At 72.7% G+C, this 16,145-nt stretch carries 18 protein-coding genes; 14 read left to right on the forward strand and 4 right to left on the reverse strand.

Features of this window, described 5'->3' with window-relative positions; genetic code table 11:
• The first annotated feature begins 91 nt into the window (after positions 1–91).
• Both ACIRPP_RS30765 and ACIRPP_RS30770 read left to right on the forward strand, forming a co-directional pair.
• Positions 92–1,219, forward strand: a complete 1,128-nt coding sequence (locus ACIRPP_RS30765) for a ferrochelatase (protein ID WP_403649696.1) — start codon at positions 92–94, stop codon at positions 1,217–1,219.
• Between the two features lie 8 nt (positions 1,220–1,227).
• Positions 1,228–2,043: an inositol monophosphatase family protein gene (locus ACIRPP_RS30770; RefSeq protein WP_403649699.1), complete on the forward strand. Its 816-nt coding sequence runs from the start codon at positions 1,228–1,230 to the stop codon at positions 2,041–2,043.
• Positions 2,044–2,166: 123 nt separating this feature from the next.
• Here ACIRPP_RS30770 and ACIRPP_RS30775 read toward each other — a convergent pair whose 3' ends face one another.
• Positions 2,167–2,340, reverse strand: a complete 174-nt coding sequence (locus ACIRPP_RS30775; RefSeq protein WP_192232477.1) for a hypothetical protein — start codon at positions 2,338–2,340, stop codon at positions 2,167–2,169.
• 438 nt (positions 2,341–2,778) lie between these two features.
• Between ACIRPP_RS30775 and ACIRPP_RS30780 the strand changes: the two genes are divergently transcribed.
• The 4 genes from ACIRPP_RS30780 to ACIRPP_RS30795 all read left to right on the forward strand — a co-directional run bounded on the left by ACIRPP_RS30780 (position 2,779) and on the right by ACIRPP_RS30795 (position 6,342).
• Entirely contained in the window at positions 2,779–3,432 is a 654-nt protein-coding gene (locus tag ACIRPP_RS30780) for a response regulator transcription factor (RefSeq protein WP_055494404.1), read from the forward strand.
• Positions 3,433–3,436: 4 nt separating this feature from the next.
• Positions 3,437–4,684 (forward strand): sensor histidine kinase, encoded by a 1,248-nt coding sequence (locus ACIRPP_RS30785; RefSeq protein ID WP_403649703.1) that lies wholly within the window; start codon positions 3,437–3,439, stop codon positions 4,682–4,684.
• A gap of 391 nt (positions 4,685–5,075) precedes the next feature.
• Entirely contained in the window at positions 5,076–5,372 is a 297-nt protein-coding gene (locus ACIRPP_RS30790; RefSeq protein ID WP_003993510.1) for a DUF4193 domain-containing protein, read from the forward strand.
• Between the two features lie 13 nt (positions 5,373–5,385).
• The gene (locus ACIRPP_RS30795) at positions 5,386–6,342 is read left to right on the forward strand and encodes a hypothetical protein (protein ID WP_403649706.1); all 957 of its coding nucleotides are present in this window, start codon (positions 5,386–5,388) and stop codon (positions 6,340–6,342) included.
• 169 nt (positions 6,343–6,511) lie between these two features.
• On the opposite strand, the gene ACIRPP_RS30800 is transcribed toward ACIRPP_RS30795, so the two are convergent.
• A complete protein-coding gene (locus tag ACIRPP_RS30800) occupies positions 6,512–6,976 on the reverse strand; it encodes a DUF3093 domain-containing protein (RefSeq protein ID WP_164332959.1) in 465 nt (154 codons plus the stop codon).
• A gap of 57 nt (positions 6,977–7,033) precedes the next feature.
• On the opposite strand from ACIRPP_RS30800, the gene ACIRPP_RS30805 reads away from it, so the two are divergent.
• The 8 genes from ACIRPP_RS30805 (at position 7,034) to ACIRPP_RS30840 (ending at position 14,652) form a co-directional block, all read left to right on the forward strand.
• The gene (locus ACIRPP_RS30805) at positions 7,034–7,618 is read left to right on the forward strand and encodes a PaaI family thioesterase (protein WP_192233280.1); all 585 of its coding nucleotides are present in this window, start codon (positions 7,034–7,036) and stop codon (positions 7,616–7,618) included.
• Entirely contained in the window at positions 7,615–8,175 is a 561-nt protein-coding gene (gene dut / locus ACIRPP_RS30810) for a dUTP diphosphatase (protein ID WP_403649709.1), read from the forward strand. The genes ACIRPP_RS30805 and dut overlap by 4 nt, the downstream gene beginning before the upstream one ends.
• A 1-nt stretch (position 8,176) precedes the next feature.
• Positions 8,177–8,935, forward strand: coding sequence for a DUF3710 domain-containing protein (locus ACIRPP_RS30815; protein WP_403649712.1), 759 nt, complete (start codon positions 8,177–8,179; stop codon positions 8,933–8,935).
• Between the two features lie 137 nt (positions 8,936–9,072).
• Entirely contained in the window at positions 9,073–9,771 is a 699-nt protein-coding gene (locus ACIRPP_RS30820) for an ABC transporter ATP-binding protein (RefSeq protein WP_403649715.1), read from the forward strand.
• A gap of 171 nt (positions 9,772–9,942) precedes the next feature.
• Positions 9,943–12,495, forward strand: a complete 2,553-nt coding sequence (locus ACIRPP_RS30825) for an ATP-binding protein (RefSeq protein WP_403649718.1) — start codon at positions 9,943–9,945, stop codon at positions 12,493–12,495.
• Complete coding sequence (locus tag ACIRPP_RS30830) at positions 12,492–13,172, forward strand: response regulator (RefSeq protein WP_403649721.1); 681 nt, start codon at positions 12,492–12,494, stop codon at positions 13,170–13,172. The genes ACIRPP_RS30825 and ACIRPP_RS30830 overlap by 4 nt, the downstream gene beginning before the upstream one ends.
• 262 nt (positions 13,173–13,434) lie before the next feature.
• Positions 13,435–13,833 (forward strand): OB-fold nucleic acid binding domain-containing protein, encoded by a 399-nt coding sequence (locus ACIRPP_RS30835; protein WP_164332785.1) that lies wholly within the window; start codon positions 13,435–13,437, stop codon positions 13,831–13,833.
• A gap of 3 nt (positions 13,834–13,836) precedes the next feature.
• The gene (locus ACIRPP_RS30840) at positions 13,837–14,652 is read left to right on the forward strand and encodes a DUF3159 domain-containing protein (RefSeq protein WP_403649725.1); all 816 of its coding nucleotides are present in this window, start codon (positions 13,837–13,839) and stop codon (positions 14,650–14,652) included.
• Positions 14,653–14,779: 127 nt separating this feature from the next.
• Here ACIRPP_RS30840 and ACIRPP_RS30845 read toward each other — a convergent pair whose 3' ends face one another.
• Together ACIRPP_RS30845 and ACIRPP_RS30850 are read right to left on the reverse strand one after the other, a co-directional pair.
• Positions 14,780–15,457 carry a TrkA family potassium uptake protein gene (locus tag ACIRPP_RS30845; protein ID WP_164332783.1) on the reverse strand — a complete coding sequence of 226 codons (678 nt, stop codon included), beginning with the start codon at positions 15,455–15,457 and terminating at the stop codon, positions 14,780–14,782.
• Entirely contained in the window at positions 15,457–16,128 is a 672-nt protein-coding gene (locus ACIRPP_RS30850) for a potassium channel family protein (RefSeq protein WP_403649728.1), read from the reverse strand. Before ACIRPP_RS30850 ends, ACIRPP_RS30845 begins: the two co-directional genes overlap by 1 nt.
• Positions 16,129–16,145 lie beyond the last annotated feature (17 nt).

The following is a 16,145-nucleotide window of genomic DNA, read 5'->3' on the forward strand; positions in this document are numbered from 1 at the left end:
TCACCCGGTTGCAGCACCCCGGGGCGGTGTCCGGACCCGCTCCCGGCCCTCCGTTTCCCGCCCGTCAGCTCCGGGTGGCAGGATCGTGGGCATGCCTGACGTGCTCGATCCCAGCCCCTACGACGCCCTGCTCCTGCTCTCCTTCGGCGGCCCCGAAGGCCCGGACGACGTGGTGCCGTTCCTGGAGAACGTCACCCGCGGGCGCGGCATCCCCAAGGAACGTCTCAAGGAAGTCGGTGAGCACTACTTCCTCTTCGGCGGGGTCAGCCCCATCAACGAGCAGAACCGGGACCTGCTGGCCGCCCTGCGGAAGGACTTCGCCGACCACGGCCTGGCGCTGCCGGTCTACTGGGGCAACCGCAACTGGGCGCCCTACGTGACCGACACCCTGCGCGAGATGGTCCGCGACGGCCGCCGCCGCATCCTCGTCCTGGCCACCAGCGCCTATGCCTCGTACTCGGGCTGCCGCCAGTACCGGGAGGACCTCGCCGAGGCCCTCGCGACCCTGGAGGCGGAGGGGCTGGAGCTGCCGAAGGTGGACAAGCTGCGGCACTACTTCAACCACCCGGGCTTCGTGGAGCCCATGGTCGACGGCATCGTCGAGTCGCTGGCCGGCCTCCCCGAGGAGGTCCGCGACGGGGCGCACATCGCCTTCTGCACCCACTCGATCCCCACGGCCGCCGCGGACACCTCCGGCCCGGTCTCCGAGCACGGCGACGGCGGCGCCTACGTCCGTCAGCACCTGGAGGTGTCCCGGCTGATCGCCGACGCCGTCCGGGAACGCACCGGCGTCGACCACCCCTGGCAGCTCGTCTACCAGTCGCGCTCCGGAGCCCCCCACATCCCCTGGCTCGAACCGGACATCTGCGACCACCTCGAGGAGCGGCACGCGGCCGGCGTCCCGGCCGTGGTCATGGCCCCCATCGGCTTCGTCTCCGACCACATGGAGGTCATCTACGACCTGGACACCGAGGCCGTCGCCAAGGCGGACGAACTCGGGCTGCCGGTCCGGCGCTCGTGCACCGTCGGCGCCGACCCGCGGTTCGCCGCCGCGATCCGCGACCTGGTGGCCGAGCGGGCCGCCACCGAGCGCGGGCAGGAGATCGCGCCGTGCGTCCTGGGCGCGCTCGGCGCGAGCCACGACGTGTGCCCGGTGGGCTGCTGCCCGGCCCGCGCCCCGCGTCCCGCCGCCGCGGGCGCCGACAGCCCTTACGCGTGAGGAGCCCCGTGACCGACCCCCTGCACGCGGATCTGCTGGACCTGGCCCGCACGGCGGCCCACCGCGCGGGCGAACTGCTGCGGGACGGCCGCCCGGCCGACCTCGCCGTGGCCGCGACCAAGTCCAGTCCGATCGACGTCGTCACCGAGATGGACATCGCGGCGGAGAAGCTCATCACCTCGCTGATCGCCGAGCGCCGGCCCCAGGACGGCTTCCTCGGCGAGGAGGGCGCCGCCACCGAGGGCAGCAGCGGTGTCCGCTGGGTGATCGACCCGCTCGACGGCACGGTCAACTACCTCTACGGGCTGCCCACCTGGGCCGTCTCCATCGCCGCCGAGCAGGACGGCGAGGTGGTGGCCGGGGCCGTCGTGGCCCCGATGCGCCAGGAGGCCTACCACGCGGTCCGGGGCGGGGGCGCGTGGGCGACCGGCGCCCGGGACGGCGAGCGCAGGCTGGCCTGCCGCCCGGCGCCGCCCCTCGACCAGGCCCTGGTCTCGACCGGCTTCAACTACGTGCGGGACGTCCGCGACCACCAGGCGGACGTCGCGCGGCGGCTGATCCCGCAGCTGCGGGACATCCGGCGCAGCGGCTCCGCCGCCGTCGACCTGTGCGATGTCGCCGCCGGCCGCCTCGACGGCTACTACGAGCGCGGTCTGCACCCGTGGGACCTGGCCGCGGGCGACCTCATCGCCCGGGAGGCGGGCGTGCTGACCGGCGGACGCCCCGGACAGGCGCCCTCCTACGACCTCACCGTCGCGGCCACCCCGGGCGTCTTCGAGCCCCTCCAGCGGCTCCTGGAGGACTTCGGCGCCTGGCACGACTGAATGGCCCCGCACGGGCGGGAGCGCTCACGTGAGCGGGCCCCGCCCCGCACGGGCGGGAGCGCACACGTGAGCGGGCCCCGGCGCTGGATTCGCCGGGGCCCGCTCACCATGCGTACGAACCGGTCAGATGCCGGACAGGCCGACTTCCACACCGTGTTCCGCGGCGAGTCGTCGCAGGTCCTCGAGCTCGCCCTGCTCCACCTCGACGAGGAACTCGTCGCCCTCATCGCGGGCCCGGGACAGATCGGACTCGGTCGTCCTTATGCGCTGCAGAAGTCCTGCGGTGAAAGCGTCCATGCTGCGCCCCCTCGTCCTGGGTCGTGGGTCGATGGCACGGGGGTGTGCCGTTCGAAAGGGTCGATCACGCCCGAAGCGGATGCCCGGCGCCGCTCGGCCGGGGGGCTACGGTGCCGGACACCCCTGCCCGCTCTGCGGAAGCGGACCACTACGTACCGCATGGTGGTACGGCACAAGCAGAGCGTGATCGCGGGGTGTAAGACCCGTCCTCCCCAGGCTCCCTTCCGTGGAAACCTAACGGCACGAGAAAATCTCGTATTCCCGTTCCGTTCCCCCGGGTTTCCTCCGCCCGGCACCTGCCCGCACCCGCGGCGCTCCCGACTTACCGCCGACTTACGGCCGAAAAGGGCAGGATGGAATCCCACACACTCACCGGTAACCCTGCACGCGCGCGCCCGCCCGGCGCCGCCCGGCAGGACATGAGGAAGGACAAGCGACGTGCGCGTACTCGTCGTCGAGGACGAGCAGCTGCTCGCCGATGCGGTGGCCACCGGACTGCGCCGGGAGGCCATGGCCGTCGACGTCGTGTACGACGGTGCGGCCGCCCTGGAACGCATCGGCGTCAACGACTACGACGTGGTCGTCCTCGACCGCGACCTCCCGCTCGTGCACGGCGACGACGTCTGCCGCAAGATCGTCGAGCTCGGCATGCCCACGCGCGTGCTGATGCTGACGGCCTCCGGCGACGTCAGCGACCGGGTCGAGGGCCTGGAGATCGGCGCCGACGACTACCTGCCCAAGCCGTTCGCGTTCAGCGAGCTCATCGCGCGCGTGCGCGCCCTGGGACGGCGTACCAGCGTCCCGCTGCCGCCCGTCCTGGAGCGCGCCGGCATCAAGCTGGACCCCAACCGCCGGGAGGTCTTCCGCGAGGGCAAGGAGGTCCAGCTCGCGCCGAAGGAGTTCGCCGTCCTGGAGGTGCTCATGCGCAGCGAGGGCGCCGTCGTCTCGGCCGAGCAGCTGCTGGAGAAGGCCTGGGACGAGAACACCGACCCGTTCACCAACGTCGTGCGCGTCACCGTGATGACCCTGCGCCGCAAACTGGGCGAGCCGCCGGTCATCGTGACCGTGCCCGGCTCCGGATACCGGATCTGATCCCATGGCCACCACGCCAACCCCCACACCGGCGTCCCCCCAAGCACCTCCCAAGCCCACCTGGGACCCCCGCAGGCCGGTGCCGCCCTTCCCCTGGCTGCGCCCCACCATCCGCATACGGCTCACGCTGCTGTACGGGGGCATGTTCCTGATCGCCGGCATCCTGCTGCTGTCGATCATCTACCTGCTCGCGGCGAACGCGCTCAATGTGGGCAGCGACCTGCCGTTCCAGATCCTGTCCGGCAACGTGGAGAGCCAGACCTGCCACCTGGGCGGCGCCCAGGTGCCCGCCGACGAGCTGAACCGGGCGCTCAACGAGTGCGTCAACGAGCAGCGCCAGCACGCCCTGGACAACCTGCTCAGCCGCTCGCTGCTGGCCCTGCTGGGCCTCGCGATCATCGCTTTCGCCTTCGGGTACGCCATGGCCGGCCGGGTGCTCTCGCCGCTCGGCCGGATCACCCGCACGGCCCGCGCGGTGGCCGGTTCCGACCTGTCCCGCCGCATCGAGCTGGACGGTCCGGACGACGAGCTGAAGGAGCTGGCCGACACCTTCGACGACATGCTGGAGCGCCTCCAGCGGGCCTTCACCGCCCAGCAGCGCTTCGTCGGCAACGCGTCCCACGAACTGCGCACCCCGCTCGCGATCAACCGCACGCTGCTGGAGGTGCACCTCTCGGACCCGGACGCGCCGGTGGAGCTCCAGCAACTGGGCAAGACGCTGCTGGCCACCAACGAGCGCAGCGAGCAGCTCGTCGAGGGGCTGCTGCTGCTCGCCCGCAGCGACAACCAGATCGTCGAGCGCAAGCCCGTGGACCTCGCGGAGGTCGCCGAGCAGGCGATCGACCAGGTGAGCGCGGAGGCCGCGGCCAAGGGCGTGGAGATCCGCGGCCGCCACGAGCCCGCCGTGGTCCAGGGCAACGGCGTGCTGCTGGAGCGGATCGCCCTGAACCTGGTGCAGAACGCGGTCCGGTACAACGTGCCGGGGGACGGCTGGGTGGAGGTGACGACCGAGGTCCAGCACGGCCGGGCGGTCCTGGTGGTGTCGAACACGGGGCCGGTCGTGCCGGCGTACGAGATCGACAACCTCTTCGAGCCGTTCCGGCGGCTGCGGACCGAGCGCACGGGCAGCGACAAGGGCGTCGGACTCGGACTCTCCATAGTCCGGTCGGTGGCCCGGGCGCACGGCGGGCACATCTACGCGCAGCCGCGCGAGGGGGGCGGACTCGTGATGCGTGTCACGTTGCCGATGTGAGATCACGACGCGGCCGGACGGTGTTCGCTTTGCGCGGAATTTTTTGGGCACCCGCCCGACGGTCACCTGTGTGATCGATCACAGGTCGGATTTCCCCGCCGTCCACTCTCCGTGATCATGAGGCCGGTCGAAAGGTCGGGAAAGTCCCGGTTTTCAGGGCCCCTCATCACGGGAAGTACACGGTGAGGCGCCTTTGGCGCCCAGTGTCGGGACCGTGTACGGTCCCCATCGCCATCCCAGCCGATCACTCATGAGGAGTCCGGTTGGGTGTCGATTGAGTAACAGACCTTGATGTGAGGCAAAATCTCCGCCTCAGGTCGGGCACAAGTCCGGCCTCTCACGCGTTACGTGCGCTGGAGACACCGCATACACCCAGAGGGGGAGAGCGAGCATGGCAACCGACTACGACACTCCACGCAAGACCGACGACGACGTCGACTCGGACAGTCTGGAAGAACTGAAGGCCCGGCGCAACGACAAGTCGGCGTCCGCCGTGGACGTCGACGAGTTCGAGGCCGCCGAGGGCCTGGAACTGCCCGGAGCGGACCTCTCGAACGAGGAGCTGGCCGTCCGGGTGCTGCCCAAGCAGCAGGACGAGTTCACCTGCATGAGCTGCTTCCTGGTGCACCACCGCAGTCAGCTGGCCCGGGAGAAGAACGGCCAGCCGATCTGCCGCGACTGCGACTGAGGGAGGGTCGGCCGTGACTGGCTCGACCCCTTCCCGGAAGCGCCGCCTCTTCGCAAGGGGAGCGGACCAGGGGCCGCCGAGCGGCCCGCAGCACGAAGCGCGTGACCACGAGCGGGGCCCGACCGGTACCGGAGGGGCCTCGCTCGAACACGCCGGACACCAGGGTGACCTCCCTGCTCCCGCGGAGGTCCCCGCACCCGTGGCCCGCAGAAGGGCCGCGGCCTTCCGCGACAAGGCCAGGGAGGGAGCCCGCAAGGGCGGAGTGCGCGCGCGTGCCGGACTGGCGTACCTCGCGGACCGGATCATCGAGATGGCCCCCCGCGTGCCCGTACGCGACCTCCAGACCCTGCGCGCCCAGTTCCCCGGGCTCGGGCCCGAGGAGCTCGCCGACAAACTCGTCGCGGGTGCCGCCAACGCCACGGCGACGGTCGGCGCCGGAGTGGGCGCGGCCGCGGCCATGCCCGTACCGCCCGCGATGCCCGCCGAACTGGCCGCCGAGGTCACCGGCGTCGCCGCGATCGAACTCAAGCTGATCGCCGAACTCCACGAGGTGTACGGCGTCCGCCCGGCCGGCACCCTCGCCCGGCGCAGCACCGTGTACCTCAACACCTGGTCGGAGGAGCGCGGCGTCGAGGCGACCAAGCCGTCGACCGTCAGCGCGGCGCTCAACAGCCGGATGAAGCGCGAACTGCGCCAGCGGATCATGAAGCGCACGGTCCGCAACCTGCCGAACCTGATGCCCTTCCTGGTCGGCGCCGCCGTCGGCGCCTTCATGAACCGCAGGGACACCCGGAAGCTCGCCGCCCGCATCCGTGCGGACCTGCGCCGGATCCAGGTGCCGTGGGACCGGCTGGCCCCGCTGCCCGCCCTGGAGACCCCCGCGGACGCCCTCGACATGGACCGGCTCACCGAAGGACCGCACCGGCACCGCGACGGCCGCGGCCCGGAGGGCGACGGCCCCGCCGCCTGAGCACGCCCCCGGGCGCGGACCGCGCCCTGGCGGCCACCACCACGACCGGTCCGTACGTCCGGCCCGCGTCCCCGCGCTGCTTCCCTGTCCGCGTGCCCCCCGCGCCGAGTCCGGTCCCCGCGTCCCCGCGCCGAGTCCGGTCCCCGCGTCCCCGCGCCGCGGACGGCGGCTAGGCGGCCGCCTTCGCCGCCCGCAGCGCCGCCGCCAGCCGCTCCGGCTCGCGGGTCGACAAAAAGACGTACGGCGTCGGGTCCGCGGGATCGGTGATCTCCACCCGCACCGCCGTGGGGATGTAGGCGCGCAGCAGCATGAAGCAGCGCGGGTCGGCCTTGTGCGTGCGCCAGGCCCGGGCCTCCTCGGCGTCCAGGACCTCCGCCTCGCCCAGGGCCGTCACCGGGATCCGGGCCTCGCCCGCGACCAGGCTGCCGCCCACCACCCGGATCCGCGCCGATCCGTAGGAACTGACCACGACGGCCGCCGCCGCCGAGCCCGCGGCCAGACCGCCGAGGCTCGGCAGCGTGCCGAACGGCATCAGGATGAGGGCGAAGGAGACACCCGTCAGGAACGAGATCAGCCACCAGGTGCGGGGCGCGGTCAGGCGTTCTTCGTACGGGGCGGCGGAGAGCTGCTGCATGGATCCAGCTTGGCACGGTGTCGGTACCACGCCGACGCGCGGGTAAGGTCTGCGCCTGTGAGTGGTAATTCCCCAGCTCTTCAGCCCCCGGCCGACGCCGGGAAACCCGTGCGGCACCCGGACGCTCCCGCCCCCGGCGAACTCCTCGGCGCGCACTACGCCCAGTGCTTCGGCTGCGGCGACGACCAGCCCCACGGCCTGCACCTCCAGGCGCGCGCCGGCGAAGGCGTGTCGGTCACCGCCGAGTTCGTCGTGCAGCCCGCCCACCAGGGCGCTCCCGGCCTCGCGCACGGCGGGGTGCTCGCCAGCGCCCTGGACGAGACCCTCGGCTCCCTGAACTGGCTGCTGCGCGTGATCGCTGTGACCGGCAGGCTGGAGACCGACTTCGTCGGCCCGGTGCCCGTGGGCACCACGCTGTACCTCGAGGCCGAGGTGACGGCGGTGGCCGGGCGGAAGATCTACTCCACCGCCACCGGCCGCGTCGGCGGCCCCGACGGCCCCGTCGCGGTCCGCGCCGACGCGCTGTTCATCGAGGTCAAGGTCGACCACTTCATCGACAACGGCCGCCCGGAGGAGATCCGAGCCGCGATGGACGACCCCGACCAGGTGCGCCGGGCCCGGGCCTTCGAGGTGAACCCGTGAGCGGGACCGGCCGTGCCCCGCTGGAGGTCCTCCTCCGGCGCGTCGACCCGGACGTACCGCTTCCGACGTACGAGCACCCCGGCGACGCGGGCGCCGACCTGCGCACCACCGAACCGTGCGAACTCGCCCCCGGGGAACGGGCCGTCCTGCCCACCGGGGTGTCTGTGGCGCTGCCGGAGGGGTACGCGGCGTTCGTGCACCCGCGATCCGGTCTGGCCGCGCGCTGCGGCGTCGCCCTGGTGAATGCTCCGGGGACGGTTGATGCCGGGTACCGTGGGGAGATCAAGGTGATCGTGGTGAATCTCGACCCGCGCGAGACCGTGCGGTTCGAGCGCTTCGACCGGATCGCCCAACTGGTCGTCCAGCAGGTCGAGCGGGTCCGCTTCGTGCCGGTCGCGGAGCTTCCCGGCTCGGCGCGGGCCGCAGGGGGCTTCGGCTCCACCGGCGGTCATGCCGCGGTGGAAGGTAAGAGCGGTACAAGCGATCAGGCCGCCGAGGGCGGCACAGCGGGTGGGAATCGATACGCTTCGGTCGTATCCGACCGGGAAGGACAATGACGTGTTCGGACGTCGCAAGAAGAGGGATGCCGCCGAGGACGCGGCCGGCGAGGCCGAGCAGGTCGTCGACGGTGTCGACACCGAGGTGGAGCAGGAGCGCGAGCGGCTGAGGCTCGAGCCGGCGCCGCGGCCCGACGGGCCCTGGGACAGCACCGAGGTCCGTGAGCCGGGCGAGGGGCGGGTCGACCTGGGCGGTCTGTTCGTCCCCGGCGTCGACGGCATGGAGCTGCGGGTGGAGGTCGCGGGCGACGCGATCGTGGCGGCCACCGTCGTCCTGCACGACAGCGCCATCCAGCTGCAGGCCTTCGCGGCTCCCAAGCGCGAGGGCATCTGGGGCGAGGTCCGCGAGGAGATCGCGACCGGCATCACCCAGCAGGGCGGCATCATCGACGAGGTCGAGGGCCCGCTGGGCTGGGAGCTGCGGGCCCAGGTGCCGGTCCAGCTGCCGGACGGCACCGGCGGCTTCCAGGTCGTGCGGTTCGTCGGCGTGGACGGCCCCCGCTGGTTCCTGCGCGGCGTGATCTCCGGCCAGGGCGCGGTCCAGCCGCAGGCGGCCGGACTGCTGGAGCAGATCTTCCGGGACACCGTCGTGGTGCGCGGGGACGGCCCCATGGCGCCCCGCGACCCGATCGTCCTGAAGCTGCCCAACGACGCCCAGATGGTGCCCGAGGGCGTCCAGCAGGAGGAGGCGGAGGGCTCCCGCTTCGCCGGCGGCATGGGCCAGCTGCAGCGCGGACCGGAGATCACCGAGGTCCGCTGACCGTCTACCCGTATGAGGGGCCGACCCCGGCAGACCGCCGGGGTCGGCCCCTCACGCGTGTCCGGTGCGCGCCCCCCTGTTGATCGACGGGTGGGCAGCGGCGATACTGACGCCCGGTCCACGGGGAGGGCGGTCGGATGAGTCGGGTGGTCACCGAGACCGAGACCATGGTGCGCGTGACGGACGTCCACAAGTCGTACGGCACCGGGGCCGCGGCCGTCCACGCGCTGCGCGGCGTCTCCTTCGACGTCCCGCGCGGGGAACTGGTCGCCCTCAAGGGGCGGTCCGGGTCGGGCAAGACGACCCTGCTCAACATCGTCGGCGGGCTCGACACCCCCGACCGCGGACGGGTCGGCGTCGACGGGGTCGACCTCGCCGACCTGGACGAGAACGGGCTGCTCGCCCTGCGCCGGGACCGCGTCGGCTTCGTCTTCCAGTCCTTCGGGCTCATCCCGATCCTCACCGCCGCCGAGAACGTCGGCGTCCCGCTGCGGCTGCGCCGCGCCGACGCGCGTGAGCGGGAGGAACGCGTCGAGCTGCTGCTGTCCCTGGTCGGCCTGGCCGACCACGCGGCCCAGCGGCCCGGCGAGCTGTCCGGCGGCCAGCAGCAGCGGGTCGCCATCGCGCGCGCACTCGCCAACAACCCCTCGCTGCTCATCGCGGACGAGCCGACCGGCCAGCTGGACGCGGAGACCGGGCACGCCGTGATGGAGCTCCTGCGGGCCGTCGTGCGCAGTGAACGCGTCACCGCCCTCGTCGCCACCCATGACGCCACCCTCCTCGACCTCGCGGACCGGGTCCTGGAGCTCAACGACGGCGAGATCGTGGAGCACTGACCCCGCCGGCGGCACCCGGCCGCACGGTCCGCCGGTCCGGGGCGCCGCGCACCGCACCCGGCCGCCGGCGTCCACGACCGGCCGGCCGCCCGGGCCCCGGCGCCTGAGCAGCGGTGTTCCGGACGTATGGTCGAGGCCGCGCAGCAATGGTGAGCGGAAGACAGTGAGGCCATGGGACGCGGGACGCTACGGATACACCTCGGTGCCGCACCGGGCGTCGGCAAGACCTACGCGATGCTCGCCGAGGCGCACCGCAGGATCGGGCGCGGCACCGACTGCGTGGTCGCCTTCGCCGAACCCCACGGCCGGCCGAGGACCGAGGCACTGCTGGACGGCGTGGAGCGGATACCGCCCGCCCGCCTGGAGCACCACGGGGAGATCCGGCCCGAGATGGACGTCGACGCGGTGCTCGCCCGCCGCCCCCGCGTGGCCCTCGTCGACGAACTCGCCCACACCAACGTCCCCGGCTCGCGCAACGCCAAGCGCTGGCAGGACGTGGAGGAACTGCTGGCCGCCGGGATCGACGTGCACTCCACGCTCAACATCCAGCACCTGGAGTCCCTGGGCGACGTGGTGGAGTCCATCACGGGCGTCCGGCCCACCGAGACGGTGCCCGACGAGGTGGTGCGGCGGGCCGACCAGATCGAACTGGTCGACATGACCCCCGAGGCGCTGCGCCGCCGCATGGCGCACGGCAACATCTACCAGCCCGACAAGGTCGACGCCGCTCTCTCCAACTACTTCCGTCCCGGCAACCTCACCGCCCTCAGGGAACTCGCCCTCCTGTGGGTCGCCGACCGGGTCGACGAGCACCTCCAGCGCTACCGCAGCGAGCACGACGTGTCCGCGATCTGGGGATCCCGCGAACGGATCGTCGTCGGCCTCACCGGCGGCCCCGAGGGCCGCACCCTGATCCGCCGGGCCGTCCGGCTGGCCGAGAAGGGCGCCGGGGGCGAGGTGCTGGCCGTCTACATCGCCCGCGGCGACGGCCTCACCACCGCCTCGCCCAGCGAACTCGCCGAGCAGCGCACCCTGGTGGAGAACCTGGGCGGCACCTTCCACCACGTCGTCGGCGACGACATCCCGGGCGCCCTGCTCGCCTTCGCCCGCGGCACCAACGCCACCCAGATCGTGCTGGGTTCCTCGCGCCGCAAGGCCTGGCAGTACGTCTTCGGCCCCGGCGTCGGCGCGACCGTGGCCCGCGAGTCCGGGCCCGACCTGGACGTGCACATCGTCACCCACGAGGCGATCGCCCAGGGCCGCGGCCTGCCGGTGGCCCGGGGGGCCCGGCTGGGACGGTCCCGTGTCGTCTGGGGCTGGACGGTCGGCGTGGCGGGCCCCGCGCTGCTGGCGCTGCTGCTGAGCGCCGTCAACCCGGGCCTGGCCAACGACATGCTGCTGTTCCTGGTGCTGACCGTGGCCGCCGCCCTGCTCGGCGGCCTGTGGCCCGCCCTGGCCTCGGCGGCGTCCGGATCGCTGCTGCTGAACTACTTCTACACGCCGCCCCTGCACCGCTGGACGGTCGCCGACCCGAAGAACATCGGCGCCATCGTGATCTTCGTCGCGGTCGGGGTGGCCGTCGCCTCGGTCGTCGACCTCGCCGCCCGCCGCACCCACCAGGCGGCCCGGCTGCGCGCGGAGGCGGAGATCCTCTCCTACCTCGCCGGCAACGTGCTGCGCGGCGAGACCGGCCTGGAGGACCTGCTGGAACGGGTACGGGAGACCTTCGGCATGGAGTCCGCCGCCCTGCTGGAACGCGCGGGCGACCTGGAGCCGTGGACCTGCGCGGGGCGGGCGGGCACCGACCGGCCGGTGGACCGCCCGGAGGACGCCGATGTGGACGTCCCCGTCGGCGACCACATGGCCCTCGCGCTCACCGGCCGGGTGCTGCCCGCCGAGGACCGCCGGGTGCTCGGCGCGTTCGCCGCCCAGGCGGCCGTCGTCCTGGACCACCGCCGCCTGCGCGAGGAGGCCGACCGGGCCAGGGCCCTCGCCGAGGGCAACCGCATCCGCACCGCGCTCCTGGCCGCCGTCAGCCACGACCTGCGCACCCCCCTCGCCGGGATCAAGGCGTCGGTGTCCTCGCTGCGCTCGCCCGACGTCGTGTGGTCGCCCGAGGACCGGGCCGAACTGCTGGAGAGCATCGAGGACGGCGCCGACCGCCTGGACCACCTGGTGGGCAACCTGCTCGACATGTCGCGGCTGCACACCGGCACCGTCACCCCGCTGATCCGAGAGATCGACCTCGACGAGGTGGTGCCGATGGCGCTCGGCGGCGTGCCCGAGGGCGAGGTCGCCCTGGACATCCCCGAAACCCTGCCCATGGTCGCCGTCGATCCCGGCCTCCTGGAGCGGACCATGGCCAACCTGGTGGAGAACGCCGTCAAGTACAGTCCCGCCGGCACACCCGTACTGGTGGCCGCCAGCGCCCTCGGCGACCGGGTCGAGGTCCGTGTGGTGGACCGCGGCCCGGGGGTGCCCGACGAGGCGAAGGACCGCATCTTCGAGCCCTTCCAGCGCTACGGTGATGCCCCGCGCGGGGCCGGCGTCGGCCTCGGCCTGCCCGTCGCGCGGGGCTTCGCCGAGGCGATGGGCGGCACCCTGGAGGCCGAGGACACCCCCGGCGGAGGTCTGACCATGACGGTCACCCTCCGTGCCGCGGGAGCCGTCCCCGAGCCGGCCCGCCCCGCAGAACCCGCGGTACCCGAAAGGCAGTTTCCATGACTCGTGTGCTGGTGGTCGACGACGAGCCGGCGATCGTGCGCGCCCTCGTGATCAACCTCAAGGCACGCTCGTACGACGTCGACGCCGCCGAGGACGGGGCCGGCGCCCTGCGACTGGCCGCCGACCGCCGCCCCGACGTGGTCGTCCTCGACCTCGGGCTGCCCGACATGGACGGCGTCGAGGTGATCCGGGGACTGCGCGGCTGGACCCGCGTGCCCATCCTGGTGCTGTCCGCCCGGCACGCCTCCGAGGACAAGGTGCTGGCCCTGGACGCGGGCGCCGACGACTACGTCACCAAGCCCTTCGGCATGGACGAACTGCTGGCCCGGCTGCGGGCGGCCGTGCGCCGCGCCGAACCGGCCGGGGGCGACGAGGACGGCGTCGTGGACACCGGCGAGTTCACCGTCGACCTGGCCGCGAAGAAGGTCAACCGGGGCGGCAAGGACGTGCGGCTGACGCCGACCGAATGGCACCTGCTGGAGGTCCTGGTCCGCAACCGCGGACGCCTGGTCGCGCAGAAGCAGCTGCTGCGGGAGGTGTGGGGGCCGTCCTACGGGACGGAGACCAACTACCTGCGCGTGTACATGGCGCAGCTGCGGCGCAAGCTGGAGGCGGACCCGTCGCACCCCAGGCACTTCATCACCGAGCCCGGCATGGGGTACCGCTTCGAGAAGTGACGGCCGGGCCGGCCCCGGCGTGGTGGCCCGGGCAGGCCCCGGAGTGGTGGCCCGGACCGACCCCGGCGTGGTGACCAGGGCAGGCCCCGGCGTGGTGGCCCGGGGCGGTGTCCGCCGCGGTGACCGGGGCGGACGCCGGTGCCCGCCACCAAGGGCCCCGCCTTGCGGTGGGGAGGTCCTCCGGCGGAGGCGGGCACCGGCCGGTTCGGGGCGCCGGCTCCGCGGGTACGTAACCGTCAGTGCACCCCGGTACGCTTCAGACATGAGTGCTGTTCCTCGTCCCGAGAAGCCGGCGGGTCGGTTCCGGCGCATGCTCGACCGGCTCTCCTCCTCGCAGGAGGAGCTGGAGTCGGAGGAGCTGCGCGAGGACGCCGACATCGCGGGCTGCACGCGGATAGGAGACTGCCAGGACCGGCAGGTCGTCACGGTTACTGGTACCTTGCGCACGGTCACGCTGCGCCCGCGCGCGGGAGTCCCGGCCCTGGAGGCCGAGCTGTTCGACGGCTCCGCCGCCCTGGACGTGGTGTGGCTCGGCAGGCGCTCCATCATGGGGATCGAACCGGGGCGCAAGCTGATCGCATCGGGCCGGATCTCGATGAGCCGGGGCCGCCGGGTGCTGTTCAACCCGAAATACGAATTGAGACCCCTGGGACGGGAGTAGCCGGTGACGTCGCTCGACAAGCCGACAACCGAAGACACATCCGCGGACGACGCCCGGGCGGTGACCGAAGCCGCCCTGTTCGAGGCGTTCGGCGGAGTGCGGGGCATGGTCGAGACGGTGCTGCCCGGGCTCCTCTTCGTCAGCATCTACACGATCAACAAGGACCTGCACATGTCGGCGATCGCGGCGCTCGCCGTGTCGCTGGTCCTGGTCGTGGTCCGGCTGGCCATGAAGGACACCGTCAAGCACGCCTTCAGCGGGGTCTTCGGCGTCGGCTTCGGCGTGGTCTTCGCGATGATGACCGGCAACGCCAAGGACTTCTACCTGCCCGGCATGCTCTACACGCTGGGCCTGGCCCTCGCGTACATCATCACGGCGATGGCGGGCGTCCCGCTGATCGGTCTGATGCTCGGGCCGATCTTCCGGGAGAACCTCTCCTGGCGCACCCGCAACCCCGGCCGCAAGAAGGCCTACACCAAGTCCAGCTACGCCTGGGGTCTGATCCTGCTCGGCAAGAGCGCGATCCTCTTCCCGCTGTACTGGTGGGCCGACACCACCCAGCTGGGCTGGGTGCTGGTCGCGCTGAAGATCCCGCCGTTCCTGCTGGCGGTCTACCTGACCTGGGTGTTCCTGGCGAAGGCCCCGCCGCCCATCGACGTGTTCGCGGAGATGGAGGCGGAGGAGCGCGCCGAGAAGGACCGCGAGGCGGCCCGGGCCGCCGCGACCGCGGAGACGCCCGGAGCCCACGCCGGGCCCGAGGACACCGGCACGGCCACGACCACGACCACGTCCACCGGACGGCACCGCAGGGGCGCATAGCCCGCGGCCCGCGGCCCGCGGCCCGCAGCCCGCGGCCTGCGCGGAGCCGCTGCCCGCACGTGCGTGAGGGGGCGGCCGGGGAGGATCTCCCGGCCGCCCCCTCACGCGTGTGTCAGGCGGAGCCGACTCAGCGCCCGGCGTCGCCCTTGCGCACCGACAGCAGGTCCTCCAGCTGCTCCTCACGGGCCTGGGCGGCCACGAACAGCAGCTCGTCGCCCACCTCCAGTGAGTCCTCCCGCGTCGGCGTCAGCACGCGCGTGCCGCGGATGATCGTGACCAGCGAGGTGTCCTGCGGCCATTGCACGTCGCCGACCTGGGTGCCGGCCAGGGCCGACTCCTCCGGCAGGGTCAGTTCGACGAGGTTGGCGTCGCCGTGGCTGAACCGCAGCAGACGGACCAGGTCGCCGACGCTGACCGCCTCCTCCACCAGCGCCGACATCAGGCGCGGGGTGGAGACGGCGACGTCCACGCCCCACGACTCGTTGAACAGCCACTCGTTCTTGGGGTTGTTGACCCGGGCGACGACCCGGGGCACCCCGTACTCGGTCTTGGCGAGCAGCGAGACCACCAGGTTGACCTTGTCGTCGCCGGTGGCGGCGATGACCACGTTGCAGCGCTGCAGCGCCGCCTCGTCCAGCGACGTGATCTCGCAGGCGTCCGCCAGCAGCCACTCCGCCTGCGGAACGCGCTCGACCGAGATCGCGGTCGGCGTCTTGTCGATGAGCAGGACCTCGTGGCCGTTCTCCAGCAGCTCGCCCGCGATGGAGCGGCCGACCGCCCCGGCCCCGGCAATGGCGACCCTCATCAGTGACCGCCCTCCTCGTCGGGCCCCTTGGCGAACGCCGCCTCGACCCGGTCGATCTCCTCGGTGCGCATCATCACATGCACCAGGTCGCCCTCCTGCAGCACCGTCTGCGAGCTGGGCAGTATGGCCTCGCCGAGCCGGGTCAGGAAGGCCACGCGGACCCCGGTCTGGTCCTGGAGCCTGCTGATCCGGTGCCCCACCCACGCGGGCGAGGTGTGCACCTCGGCGAGCTGCACCCCGCCGGTCGGGTCGCGCCACAGAGGCTCGGCACCCGACGGGAGCAGCCGGCGCAGCATCTGGTCGGCCGTCCAGCGGACCGTCGCCACGGTGGGGATGCCGAGGCGCTGGTAGACCTCCGCGCGGCGGGGGTCGTAGATGCGGGCGGCGACGTTCTCGATTCCGAACGTCTCGCGGGCGACCCGCGCGGCGATGATGTTGGAGTTGTCACCGCTGGAGACGGCGGCGAAGGCGCCGGCGTCCTCGATGCCCGCCTCGCGCAGGGTGTCCTGGTCGAAGCCGACCCCGGTGACCCGGCGGCCGCCGAACGCGGAGCCCAGGCGGCGGAAGGCGGTGGGGTCCTGGTCGATCACGGCGACCGTGTGGCCCTGTTCCTCCAGGGTCTGGGCCAGGGCGGAGCCCACCCTTCCGCAACCCATGATGACGATATGCATTACTTCACACCGCGCTT

Source organism: Streptomyces sp. NPDC101219 (assembly GCF_044767675.1).
GTDB lineage: Bacteria > Actinomycetota > Actinomycetes > Streptomycetales > Streptomycetaceae > Streptomyces.